This is a genomic window from Neobacillus phoenicis (assembly GCF_047302305.1).
Taxonomy (GTDB): Bacteria; Bacillota; Bacilli; order Bacillales; family Cytobacillaceae; genus Neobacillus.
The window spans coordinates 4,296,713-4,309,842 of the sequence record NZ_CP154847.1; the positions used below are offsets into that span (position 1 = coordinate 4,296,713).

Consider the following 13,130-nt stretch of genomic DNA (forward strand, 5'->3'; position numbering starts at 1 on the left):
AAACTACCAAGTACCTTTTTCACTTGCAATATGGGGTAATTTTAAAGACAATATTAAAGGGCCCCTTTAGGTCCAATAACAGAAGGCTGGTAGAAATAATGGCTAAGCAGTCGAGGAGAACATTTCTAAAACGCTCATTCGGTTCATTTCTTACTGTTCTCGGAGTAAGTTCGGGGGGCTATCTTTATGCAAATCGCATTGAACCTTCATTACTCGATATCCAAGAACAACAAATAAAACACCCGTTAATCCCTAAAGGGTTTAATGGTATTAAGATGGTCCAATTTAGCGATACACACCTGGGATTTCAATACACTCTTAACCAATTCAAAGGGTTAGTCGATAAAATAAATACTATACAGCCAGATATTATTATATTTACTGGAGATTTAATGGACGAGCCAAATAAATACAAGGAAATGAATAAACTTGTAGGTCTTTTAGAAAAATTACATGCCCCCCTAGGAAAGTATTGCATATTTGGTAATCATGATCATGGTGGATATGGTTCAGACATTTACAGAAATATTATGGAAACCACTAATTTCAGCGTCTTACTAAATGCAGCAAAAGAGATTAAATTAAAGGATGGAAGTGCTATCTTTTTATTAGGAATTGATGATGCCATGTTAGGGAGGCCCAATTTACCTCTTGCCTTAAAAAATGTTCCTAGAGATTGTTTTAAGATCTTACTTTCACATGCCCCAGACCTTGCCGAAACAGCTGCACAATACCCGGTTAATTGGCAAATAAGCGGCCATAGCCATGGTGGACAAGTTAAACTTCCCTTCATTGGTCCGCTTGTTATTCCGCCTTATGCCAAAAACTATCCAGAGGGACTTTATACCATAGGAAATAATCACAAGTTAACTCTATATGTCAACAGAGGCATTGGAACGACTAGATTACCTTTTCGGTTTATGTCCAAACCAGAGCTAACCATTTTCACCTTATTCTCAACAGAAGACAAATAAAAAATCCTTATCAAATGACAAATGATAAGGATTTCCTCGTGTTAGTTTCCGGCATTTCTTTTCAAAAATTTCTTCTCAAGTTCATCAACAGGAATGGGTTTTGAGTAAAAATATCCTTGAATTTTATCACACTTCGCCTTAGCTAAAAATTCAACTTGTTGTTGACCCTCCACACCCTCAGCAATCACTTCCAACCCTAAACTTTGGCCTAAGTGTATAATCGACCTGATAATAGCAGCATCTTTTTGATCCACCAGAATATCTCTAATAAATGATTGATCGATTTTTAAGCCATCAATAGGAAATTGTTTTAAATAACTTAAGGACGAATAACCTGTTCCAAAGTCGTCAACTGAAATGGATACGCCTAGCTCCTTCAATTTTTTTAGAATAGGAATCGTTTCTTTTGTATCCTGCATGGCACCTTCAGTAATTTCAATACCTAAAGAAGAAGCTTGTATTCCATAGGTCTGGATCATTGATTGAATGAAAGGAACTAGGTTTAGATGCAAGAATTGTTTAGGCGATATATTTATCGCTACACGAATATCCCTATATCCCAAAGAATCCCAGGTGTGGATTTGTTGACAAGCCTTTTCAATTACCCAATAACCAATTGGGATGATTAGACCCGTATCTTCTGCCAAGGGAATAAATACATTAGGTGAAATAAACCCAAATTCACGATCTTTCCATCGCAGCAGGGCTTCAAAACTCTTTACTTCTCCTGTAGCGATAGTAACCTGGGGCTGATAAAACAAAGAGAGCTCATCTTTTTCAATAGCCTTTCGCAAGTGAGTCTCTAACGTAACCACATTGGTAAAGGCAGAATTCATATCAGTACGATAAAATTGAAAATGTGCCTTTCCTCTTTCCTTCACACGATAAAGTGCCTCGTCAGCGTTTTTGATCAGCATCTCGGCATCATTACCGTCATCGGGATATAAGCTTATACCTATGCTGGGTGAAATATAATACTCCTGGGTATTTAAATAAAAGGATTGTGAGAAGATAGAAAATACTTTTCTTACAAAAGAACTGGCCATTTCACGATTAGCCGCAAGCAAGAGCACAGTAAATTCGTCACCGCCTTGACGGTAAATATAGCATGTATCACTTTGAAATTGAGATAATCGATCAGCTACTTTTTTTAGAATCTCATCTCCTGCTAAATGACCGAGAGTATCGTTAAGGAACTTAAACCTGTCAAGATCGATTGAAATTAATGCAAACCCTTTTACTTTATTTTCAGGTGAATGAATTTGATCATTTAATTGTTCCAGTAGGGCTCTTCGATTTAATAATCCCGTTAATTGATCATGAAAGGCCATAAATTTTATCATTTCCATATTTTTAACTTTTTCTGATAGGTCCTTTAATATCACATATAGTCCTTTGATTTCGTTATGAATGACAATCGGAACTGTTTTAATATGGACAATAAGTAAATAGCCCTTCGAATGAATAACCTTACAATCATGTGCCTCAAGAGCTATGCCAGTACAGGATTTCTGTAAGAGTACTTTAAATTTCTCTATATCCCTGTCAGTTATAAAGTCGTAAATGGATCGATTGATCATCTGTTTTTCTGAGTAGCCGGTTAATAGTGAAGCAGCAGGATTGGCTTCTAGAATTTTCCCATTCAGGTTAATTGTAAAAATAGAATCAAGGTTATGTTCAATTATGGATCGATATCTCTGCTCGCTTTCAATAATTTTATTTTTCTCATTTAACCATTCAGTCACATCTCTTGTAACTGCCACAATATAACTAATGGAATTGTCTTGATCCAAAACGGGAGTTAAGAGAGTTTCACCGTAAATTGTTCTTCCATCCATTAATTCAAACTGGTCGTCGAAGGTTATGACTGTTTTCTTTTTTAATAATTTCTCATATTTTCGCTGAAGGGAATTTGCGAATGAAAGGGGCAGCACTTCGTGAAAGGTCTTTCCAATGGATTCCACAGAAAGATTAGCTTTTTTCATGCCAGATTCGTTGACAAATATATATCGAAACTGTGGTCCTTCCTCTACCTTCATAACAAAGACCATATCTTGAATGTGCTGAAAAATAATATCAAAGATAATCTTCTGTATTTTTCCGCTGGCTTTGCCAGAAGCTAATTCATTCGTTAATAAATTATTTAAATGCTCCATTAAATCATCCTTCAGCTGAAAAGTTCTGATTTCTTACTATAATATTTTTACATTCTAGTATTTCTATTTTACAATGAATTTAATTGAATGAAAGTATTTTATTGAAAATAATGATTATTTCGCCAAAATTTATCAGACCGAATTATTGCTATGTTTCTATTTTTTTAAAAAAGAGGTATAATATAGTTGCTTTAACAAAATGAAAGGAGAACATAACTTGAATCACGACCAGAAATATCCCCTATCCAAACTAAATCTAACCATCGAAAACCTCGCTCAAGCAGTCTTTATTGTGAATCGCCATGCAAAAACAGCAACTAATCCCAAATTCTTGTACAAATTAAAACAGGAATCATTAAAAAAATTAATTCAAGAAGGCAAGGCAAAAAAAGTAGGACTCCACTTTTCAGAAAACCCTAGAAACAGCCAACAGCAATCCGATGTGCTCGTTGAATGTGGCAGATACACCTTCCATATTCCTCCCATTAAATCTGATTTCCATGAACTTCCCCATCTTGGTAAACTTGATGGACGAGTAAGAAATCCAAAGGCGACCCTTTCACTAAGTTTTGCTAAAGCTTTATTGCAAGCCTACACAGGAATAACTGAAATAGAGAATACAACATCCGTATCCAAGAAAAATCAGCGACCATACCAAAAACCAATATTCAAGAAATTAGGAGAAAGATACTCTTAATAGGCTGTGTTAAGGGCTATGTTGTTCTATAAACAATGTTGATTGGAGCGAAGTGCCTGGAGCGGAAATCAACAGAGAATTTTAACAAAGTCAATTAGTTAAGAAGAAGGTGACCAAATACCAATGGTCACTTTTTTATTTATATGGCTCTGTTATCATTCATTGTTAATTTTTGTGTAGGCATGAGAATCATAAGGGGAGAAATTCCCGCTATAGTATAAAAAGTAAGCTTAATAAGCAGAAATAAGCGGAAAAATTCCCCTTAACTGCTCTAAAATAAGACAAAATCCAACGATTTGAATCAAATAAACGGAAAAAATACCCTTATTTTTAAGGAAATAAGGGTATTTCCCAATTTAAGCGGAATTTTTCCCTTTATATTTCAAACACTGTGAAACCAACAGTCAGTTATAACACAGCCATTGATATAAGAATTTCTTAAATTCGCTACAACTTCTTGATAATTTTGTGAACATAATCACAAGCCGATAGACTCTGGTTAAAAACAGCATTACAATACAGTCATAAGAAGTCATTCCAAAACATTAGTATAACTTTAAAGGAGGTGCTTTAATTATGAAAGGAACTGCCATTCTATTTCAGGAGCAGAACATTACATTTATTGAAGATGTTGAACATTCCTTTTACGAAGAAATAAAAGAGCAATGCAGTTGTGAGCAATGCAGTTGCAAGCTTGATGAGAAAGTCATTGAATTTGGTTCCGTGTCACCTGTATTTTGGCATGAAGATGACATCGACTGGGATTACGGTTATTAATCATACCCAAACATTTTGATATAAAATTCCCCTCCCCCTAAAAAACGGTCTGAGATTTCTCAGACCGTTTTTAATTTAATTGTTGATAGCTTGCTTACAAATTTTCTAAAATCATGATATCCTAAACGAAGATTAATCCTTAATTGGAAGGATGGACAAAAGTTGGAACATTTAGTGAATAACAGAGTTAAAAATATCGAAATCTCAGGAATCAGAAAATTCTTTAATATGGTTTCTCACATGGATGACCTTATCTCGTTTACCATAGGACAGCCTGATTTTCCTACACCAGAACATGTGAAAAATGCTGGGATTTCTGCGATTGAAAAAGATTTTACTTCCTATACTCACAATGCAGGAACAATTGAATTACGTAAGGCTGCTTGTGATTTTGTTGAAAAAAAATATGATTTGAAATATCACGCAGAGTCCGAAATAATTGTAACTGTTGGGGCAAGTGAGGCGATAGATATTGCTTTCCGAACCATACTGGCGGAAGGGACGGAAGTTATTTTACCTGGTCCTATTTATCCAGGATATGAACCCATTATCCGCATGATGGGTGCTGTACCAATACATGTAGATCTTAGAGAAAATCAATTTCGTTTCACTTTAGAAACGATAAAACCATATATCACTGAGAAGACACGATGTGTTGTGCTTCCCTATCCATCCAATCCCACTGGTGTCAGTCTTTCAGAGGCCGAGGTCAAAGATATCGCAAATTTTTTAAAAGATAAAGACATCTTTGTTCTTGCAGATGAAATCTACAGTGAGCTTACCTATGACCAGAAACACTCATCTATTGCGCGTTTCTTAAAAGAACAAACCATTGTGATTAATGGCCTTTCGAAATCCCACTCCATGACCGGCTGGAGAATAGGCTTTCTATTTGCACCAGAAAACCTTACAAAGCACATTTTAAAGGTGCATCAATATAATGTCTCATGCGCTAATTCGATTGCTCAAAAAGCCGCATTAGAGGCTTTAACAGTAGGGATAAATGATGCTTCTGCTATGAAAGAAGAATATGTGATAAGAAGGGATTATGTGTTTCAGCGGTTAACATCCATGGGCCTTGAAACAGTTAAGCCTGATGGAGCATTTTATTTCTTTGTTAAAATTCCTGAGGCAATTCCATTAAATAGCTTTGATTTTGCCATCAAACTGGTGAATGAAACAAAGGTTGCCGTAATTCCCGGCAGTGCATTTTCAGAATTTGGAGAAGGTTATTTCCGTCTATCCTTTGCCTGCTCCATGGAAACGCTAGAAAATGGGCTCGATCGAATGGAACAATTTATGAATACTTGGAAATAATCAAAACCCCTCATCTAAAAATGAGGGGTTTTGACTTAAAGGGAAGCTGTTATCCCATATATTTTCCGTTATTCTTAGGTGCTTTTTCTTTTTTAGCTTTATCTTTATGAATTTTATTGGTTGCAGCTGAGCCCATTTCATGTGCAAATTCTTCATTTAATACAGCCGAATCAAAACCCTTTTTGTTTTTTTGCTGTGGGTCATTCTTTTTTGTACGTTTAGCCATGATGATTCCTCCTGTCTTCTTAAGGTTTCAATACTAGTTTCTTAAAGACAAGAAGAATTTATGCTTGGGAGATTGTGGCCACCATGTATTAGATCTTCCAATATTTATATAGAGCTTGAGTGCCGCTGTCTTCTTCCCCCTTTTCAGCTAATTGTTCATAAAGCGACTTTGCCAATGCGAGTCCAGGCACGGGCATATCCATCCGCTCGGCCTCATCTAAAGCAATCCCCATATCCTTTATAAAATGTTTTATATAAAAACCAGGTTCAAAATTCCCTTTCAGCATCCTCGGTGCAAGATTGCTTAATGACCAGCTTCCCGCTGCTCCAGTGGTAATACTTTTTAATACGGTTTCAGGGTCAAGCCCTGCGTTTTCTGCATAGATTACTGCCTCACAGACACCAATCATGTTTGATGCAATGGCAATTTGATTGCACATTTTTGTATGCTGTCCTGCCCCTGGTTTTCCTTGATAAACAATATTTGTACCCAGAAGTTGCAGAAGAGGATATACCGCTTCAAATGCTTCCTTTTCACCACCCACCATAATGGATAGCTTTGCTTCCTTTGCACCTACATCTCCGCCAGAAACAGGGGCATCGATGCATTGAATCCCTCTTCTTTTGGCTTCTTCATATATTCTCATTGCTAAGGAAGGAGCAGAAGTCGTCATATCAATGAGGTAACTCCCTTCACTTCCATGTGGAATTAATCCATTTTCACCAAAATACACTTCCTCAACATCTACTGGATATCCGACAATGGTGAAAATCACATTTGCCTTCATTGCCACTTCTTTTGGGGTTTCAACCCACTCTGCGCCTCTCTCTACTAACTCATTTGCCTTTTCCTTTGTTCTAGAATAAATCACTAAAGGATAACCTGCGTCTAATAAATGACCAGCCATACTCTTTCCCATTACGCCAGTTCCAATAAAGCCAATTACGGTGTTTTCTGGATTATGCAAATTAATCTTCCTCTCCATGAGAATTTTTCTTTATTTTAGCACTTTCAGATTATTTTTAATAAAAATATGCATAAATAAAGACCGAACGTCCAGTCGTCCGGTCTCCGTGCTCCATCTCCAAATTTATGCACATATTAATGATGTCCTTACTTAATATAAAATAAACGATTATAATTCAGAAGAAAAATTTGTTAAGTAGGTTCGTCCAAATACTTCTTTATCATTAAATACTTCTATAGAGACTGCTTGATCTCTTTCAATCATATTTTTCAGCTCATAAATATGTAAATCCTTTTTCAATGGGAGTGGGTCCATAAAGATATATTTTTCGCCCTTTTTACTTACCTCTAAATACTCTCCATTAAGGACTTGTTCCTCACCATAAATAATTTCTCTTTTCCCAATAGCCGCAGCCAACTGATTATCATGGATCGTAACCTTCACTTTATACATTTGATGGCCTTCTAGAATCTCATTGTTTATTCGAAAGCGAAATTGTAGTTCATTGTTTTTTGTTAATAATGCATCTGCATACCGATTCACAATTAACTCATTTGAGAATAATAGCCCACAGCCACTTAAAAAAGTAATACAAAAAACTCCAATAAGTAAGGCATACATTTGATGAATTTTTCTTCGCATTCATAACACTCCCCTTTATTTTTACCATAGCCATAATTGAACGGTAATAAACGTAAAGAAAGGTTAATAAAGGAAAAAAATCACATAACTAAATAGCCTTTACCATTCCCCCATCTACTAGAAAAGAACTTCCAGTCATATAGGAGTTTGCATCAGATAGGAGAAATGCAGCAACATTAGCAAACTCCTCTGGTGTTCCGTATCTCTTCAATGGAATTCCTGCTTTTACCTGAAGTTCAACCGCTTCCCTCTCTACACCCAGCTTATCGGCATTCACTTGATCTAAATGTTTAACACGGTCAGTTGCAATTCTGCCAGGAGCAATCGTGTTAATTAAGATATTATAAGGCGCTAATTCTGATGCTAATGTTTTTGATAAGCCTATTATTCCTGTTCGAAATGTATTAGAAAGAATGAGACCGGGAATAGGCTCTTTAATTGAAGAGGAAGCTATATTTAGTATTTTTCCCCCTTGTTGCTTTAAGAAAGGCAGGGCAGCACGGATCATTCGTACATAGGATAACAAATTCAGTTCAAATGAAGTCTGCCAATCTTCGTCCGTTAGGTCTTCGAACGCTCCTGCTCGTGGACCACCGGCATTATTTACTAGCAAGTGGAGACCTCCGAAAGTTTCATTAGTTACAGTAACTAATTGATTAATATCATTTATGTTGGTAATATCCGCTTTTTGAAACGCCACTCGCCCATTACCAATTGACTGAAGTTCAATAGCTTTTTGTTTTAATTTTTCTTCTTCACGGCCTGAAATCATGACGTTGACACCTTCTTTTACAAGCCTTTCTGCGATTGCAAATCCTAGTCCTTGACTGGATGCTACAACTAAAGCTGATTTACCAGATAAATTTAGTTCCATATTGTATCAATTCCTCCTTTTAATTCTATCTTCAGTATACAAGATTTCCAAAGAAAGGTAGTGGTAGAAAACTCACAAAAAAGGCGGATAATTTGATCCGCCTTTTTTGTCAACATATATTTAGAATGTATGGCCAAGATCCTTCGCACGTGCAATAGCATTTTCTTTTATTTCTTGTGCTTTATCTGGCATTGCATTATGTCCTTCGACGAAAAGACCTTCGAGTTCATTGATACCAAAGAAGCTCATCATTACACTTATATAACGGTGACCCATTTCCATCTGTGCCGCTGGTCCCTCAGAATAGATTCCACCACGTGCTTGGATGTGTAGAGCCTTTTTGCCTGGTAAGAGTCCTACTGGCCCTTGCTCTGTATATTTAAACGTTTTACCTGCTACAGAAACAGAATCTAAATATGCTTTCATTACAGGTGGAAAGGAGAAGTTCCACAATGGTGTGACAAAAACATATTTATCAGCAGCGATAAATTGGTCACTTAATTCATTTAAACGGCTGACTTTTGCTTTCTCTTCAGATGAAAGTTCTTCAAAAGCTTGTCCAGAACGAAGCTTTCCCCATCCGCTGAAAACATCTGCATCGATATGAGGAATATTTTCACTGTATAAATCTACGTGAACCACTTCATCATTCGGATTATTTTCTTTATAGCTTTCTATAAATGCTTTACCAACTGCCATACTATAAGATTGTGATTCATCATGAGGATGTGCAGTAATGTATAATACTTGTGCCATTCTAATCACCTTTCTTGTTGTGTATTATCTCATATAGTTTGAATCAAAGTCTTATAAAATAAACAATCACATTTATTTTAATTTAAGATATCTCTAATTCAAGGTAATTATATAGGAGAGGAGACTTCCTTTCAAACAATCTGCTCTGTTAAAATAAGGCTCTGTTAAAATTGCCTGTTGATTTCCGCTCCAGGCACTTCGCTTTCCGTGGGCGTTTCGGCGAGCCTCGTCGGCGCTCACGCCTGCGGGGTCTCCCCTGAACCGTACTCCCACAGGAGTCTTCGTGCCTTCCGCTCCAATCAACAGGGTATAAAATTCAACACTGTTCTTTAACACAGCCAAAAATAAAAAAGGATTTGTCATGTGACAAACCCTAGCAGAGAACATTATTCATTTGTATCAAGTGAGTAAGGATTACGACCGATGTTTATTCTCATTTCATCAGTCATCTGGAATGGTTCAGTTACTACTGCCTCGTTTGTAGCTTGGCCAAGTTGAGAACTTCCATCATAATGTACAGGCTTTTGCTCCATTTCCCCTTTCACCTCCACTAATTCTTACACAGTTATCATATGTATATTTGTACCCATTTACCGCTATTTCTACTATCTCATAATACCTAAATAAATTAGATAAAATTAACAGAAATACAGGTCTTAATAACCATTATTATACTCCATTTGTCACACAAAAGACATAATTTTATTAAAAATAAAAATACTATTTCAGCATGTATATATAAAAAAGAGACTGACTAAAGTCAGTGTCTTTAACAAGCTGTCGAAAAACTATAGATAGCCTTTATTTCATATGAATCCTTTAACAATCCACTACGTTAATTTCATATGATCCTATTATTATAAATGTCTTCCAATAAGTATGTTGATTTCCGGTCCAGGCGGCTTCGCTTTCCGCGGGCGTGCCGGGGAAGCCTCCTCGTCGCTTGCGCTCCTGCGGGGTCTCCCCTGCCCCGTACTCCCGCAGGATCTTCGCCGCCTTCCGCTCCAATCAACATTGTGTATTCAATTATAACCTTCCATTCAAATAATAAATAAAAAAATAAGTGGTGAAATAAATGTTTAAGCCAAAAGAGTTTAGTCAAAATGAATATAGATTTGTGTCTATTGATGAATTAATTCTTTATCTATATCAGCAAAACCGCTTTATAAATTTAGGAAGAATTAAAAATTGAGCGAAGTATTACACACTCGAAAGAGCTTCATGAGCTTCTCTTCTGTTGGTTACGTGGATTGAAAGAGGCAAGTGACAGGTTCTCCTTACGGTTGCCTGACAAAATATAAAAAGTTTGCAACACATTTAAGGTTAGATAAGGTGTGTTGCAATACTTCAGGTTGATTTACCCCTGTTGATTGGAGCGGAGGGTACTCGACTCCTGTGGGATATAGAGGTCACTCGAGACACCAAAGGCGCAAAAGCGCCGAGGAGGCTCCAGGACCTCCTCGCGGAAAGCGAGTACCCGGAGCGGAAATCAACAGGCCTATTAGCAGGTAGAAACATTTAATATATCTCTGAGAAAAAATAAACTTTTTCGACAAGCTGAAAAAGAGACTGACTAAAGTCAGCCTCTTCAATGATTCATATTTTACTTAATAGCAGCATTAACTGCAGCAATTACTTGGTCAGTTGTTTGCATATTAAGAACTTCTTGAGCTAGCTTCTCCATGTCAGACTTATTTATATTCCGAATTAAGGAACGAGCTTTTAATATGGATGTTGCACTCATAGAGAATTCATCAAGTCCTAATCCTAAAAGTACAGGAATAGCTGTTTCATCCCCAGCCATTTCTCCGCACATACCTGCCCATTTACCTTCCGCATGCGCAGCATCGATTACCATTTTCACCAATCTTAAAATAGATGGGCTATATGGCTGATAGAGATACGACACTCGTTGGTTCATACGGTCAGCGGCCATTGTGTATTGAATCAAATCATTGGTTCCAATGCTGAAAAAGTCAACTTCTTTAGCAAATTGATCAGCTAAAACAGCAGTAGAAGGGATTTCAACCATAATACCTAACTCAATATGTTCGGCAACTTTCTGATTTTCTGCAATAAGCTTTTGCTTTTCCTCTTCAAGAATTGCTTTAGCTTCTCTGAATTCATCTAAGGTTGCAATCATAGGGAACATAATTTTTAGATTACCATAGCTACTGGCACGTAATAATGCACGAAGCTGGGTACGGAAAATATCTTGCTCTTCAAGACATAAACGGATTGCACGGAAGCCTAAGAATGGATTTAATTCTTTAGGCAGCTCAAGATAAGGAAGTTCTTTATCTCCACCGATATCAAGTGTCCTTACTACAACAGGTTTTCCACTCATACCTTCTAATACTGCCTTGTAAGCTTCAAATTGCTCTTCTTCTGTTGGAAGTTGGTCTCTACCCATGTAAAGGAATTCTGTTCTGTAAAGGCCTACCCCTTCACCACCATTTTCTTTTACTCCCTTTAAATCTTTAGGAGTTCCGATGTTGGCAGCCAACTCCACATGATGGTCATCAGCAGAAATAGTAGGTTCATTTACTAACTTCGCCCATTCTGCCTTTTGTACCTCATATTCTTCATGTGCCTTACGGTATTGTTCAACAAGTTCTGGTGTTGGATTAATATGAACTTCACCCTTTAAGCCGTCTACAACCACTAAGTCACCATTGTTAATTTCCTCTGTTGCTGTCTTTGTACCGACAACTGCAGGAATTTCCATTGAACGAGCCATAATAGCTGAATGAGATGTACGTCCACCAATATTAGTTGTAAAACCTTTCACAAACTGTCTGTTTAATTGTGCTGTATCTGAAGGAGTTAAGTCCTCAGCAACAATGATTACTTCCTCAGCAATCATGCTTGGATTGACAATATGAACACCCAATAAATGTGAAAGAACACGTTTCGTTACATCACGAATATCCGCTGCACGCTCTTTCATATATTCATTATCCATTTGTTCAAACATCATAATGAACATATCTGCTGTTTCCTTTAGAGCAGTCTCAGCATTCACATTTTCAGACTTTATTTTATCTTCAATCGGTGTATTTAACTCTGGATCACTTAATACAAGAAGATGTGCTTCGAAGATGGCTGCTTTATCTGCACCAAGGTCAATCTTGGCACGATCGCGAATAGCTTCTAATTCACTCTTTGATTGCGCCATCGCTTGACGAAAACGATCTACTTCTGCAGCAGAATCTTCAACTGTTACTTTTTCAAAAGATAAATCTGGCTCAACCAAACGATATGCCTTCGCAATGGCAATCCCGTTTGATGCAGCAATTCCATTTAAGAACGTCATTATTCTGCCAAACCTTCTTTTTTCAATGTTTCTGCTAAGCTGTTTAATGCCTCGTCTGCATCGTTGCCTTCAGCAGTGATCGCAATGTCAGCTCCTTGTCCTACACCTAGAGACATAACACCCATAATAGATTTTAAGTTAACTTTTTTGCCTTTATATTCTAATGTGATTTCAGAATCGAATCTGCTAGCTGTTTGCACTAATAAAGTTGCTGGTCTTGCGTGAATTCCTGTTTCTGCGATTACTTTAAATTGCTTTTCTGCCATGTTTAATCAAACTCCTTTAATAAGTAAATGTAGTTATTCTGACTTAATAAAAATAAACATTTCTTCTTATTTAGTCAACTAAATCAATAAAAGACTAAAGAAATAAAATCAACCCTTTTCAGCTTAATTTTTCCAAAAAACTAACCATTCATGTATTGATTT

At 36.8% G+C, this 13,130-nt stretch carries 13 protein-coding genes; 4 read left to right on the forward strand and 9 right to left on the reverse strand.

What is annotated here, in order from left to right; translation table 11 throughout:
• The first annotated feature begins 95 nt into the window (after positions 1-95).
• Positions 96-974: a metallophosphoesterase gene (locus tag AA0X95_RS22050; protein WP_413310164.1), complete on the forward strand. Its 879-nt coding sequence runs from the start codon at positions 96-98 to the stop codon at positions 972-974.
• Between the two features lie 41 nt (positions 975-1,015).
• On the opposite strand, the gene AA0X95_RS22055 is transcribed toward AA0X95_RS22050, so the two are convergent.
• A complete protein-coding gene (locus tag AA0X95_RS22055; protein ID WP_413301609.1) occupies positions 1,016-3,130 on the reverse strand; it encodes an EAL domain-containing protein in 2,115 nt (704 codons plus the stop codon).
• Between the two features lie 199 nt (positions 3,131-3,329).
• On the opposite strand from AA0X95_RS22055, the gene AA0X95_RS22060 reads away from it, so the two are divergent.
• The 3 genes from AA0X95_RS22060 (at position 3,330) to AA0X95_RS22070 (ending at position 5,921) form a co-directional block, all read left to right on the forward strand.
• Positions 3,330-3,827, forward strand: coding sequence for a YkyB family protein (locus AA0X95_RS22060; protein WP_413301611.1), 498 nt, complete (start codon positions 3,330-3,332; stop codon positions 3,825-3,827).
• 576 nt (positions 3,828-4,403) lie between these two features.
• On the forward strand, positions 4,404-4,604 hold the full coding sequence (locus AA0X95_RS22065) for a hypothetical protein (protein WP_413301613.1): 201 nt from the start codon (positions 4,404-4,406) through the stop codon (positions 4,602-4,604).
• A 162-nt stretch (positions 4,605-4,766) separates the two neighbouring features.
• A complete protein-coding gene (locus AA0X95_RS22070) occupies positions 4,767-5,921 on the forward strand; it encodes an aminotransferase A (protein ID WP_413301615.1) in 1,155 nt (384 codons plus the stop codon).
• Between the two features lie 49 nt (positions 5,922-5,970).
• Here the strand turns inward: AA0X95_RS22070 and AA0X95_RS22075 are convergent, their stop codons facing one another.
• The 8 genes from AA0X95_RS22075 to AA0X95_RS22110 form a co-directional block, all read right to left on the reverse strand.
• Positions 5,971-6,147, reverse strand: coding sequence for a hypothetical protein (locus tag AA0X95_RS22075; RefSeq protein ID WP_413301617.1), 177 nt, complete (start codon positions 6,145-6,147; stop codon positions 5,971-5,973).
• A gap of 88 nt (positions 6,148-6,235) precedes the next feature.
• Positions 6,236-7,132 carry an NAD(P)-dependent oxidoreductase gene (locus tag AA0X95_RS22080; protein WP_413301619.1) on the reverse strand — a complete coding sequence of 299 codons (897 nt, stop codon included), beginning with the start codon at positions 7,130-7,132 and terminating at the stop codon, positions 6,236-6,238.
• 150 nt (positions 7,133-7,282) lie between these two features.
• Positions 7,283-7,756, reverse strand: a complete 474-nt coding sequence (locus AA0X95_RS22085) for a hypothetical protein (RefSeq protein WP_413301621.1) — start codon at positions 7,754-7,756, stop codon at positions 7,283-7,285.
• Between the two features lie 88 nt (positions 7,757-7,844).
• Positions 7,845-8,630, reverse strand: coding sequence for an SDR family oxidoreductase (locus AA0X95_RS22090; RefSeq protein ID WP_413301623.1), 786 nt, complete (start codon positions 8,628-8,630; stop codon positions 7,845-7,847).
• 120 nt (positions 8,631-8,750) lie between these two features.
• Complete coding sequence (locus AA0X95_RS22095; protein ID WP_413301625.1) at positions 8,751-9,386, reverse strand: FMN-dependent NADH-azoreductase; 636 nt, start codon at positions 9,384-9,386, stop codon at positions 8,751-8,753.
• A gap of 386 nt (positions 9,387-9,772) precedes the next feature.
• Entirely contained in the window at positions 9,773-9,919 is a 147-nt protein-coding gene (locus AA0X95_RS22100; protein ID WP_335527345.1) for a hypothetical protein, read from the reverse strand.
• Between the two features lie 1,070 nt (positions 9,920-10,989).
• Positions 10,990-12,702, reverse strand: coding sequence for a phosphoenolpyruvate--protein phosphotransferase (gene ptsP / locus AA0X95_RS22105; RefSeq protein ID WP_413301627.1), 1,713 nt, complete (start codon positions 12,700-12,702; stop codon positions 10,990-10,992).
• The gene (locus AA0X95_RS22110) at positions 12,702-12,968 is read right to left on the reverse strand and encodes a phosphocarrier protein HPr (RefSeq protein ID WP_413301629.1); all 267 of its coding nucleotides are present in this window, start codon (positions 12,966-12,968) and stop codon (positions 12,702-12,704) included. The genes ptsP and AA0X95_RS22110 overlap by 1 nt, the downstream gene beginning before the upstream one ends.
• Positions 12,969-13,130: the final 162 nt, after the last annotated feature.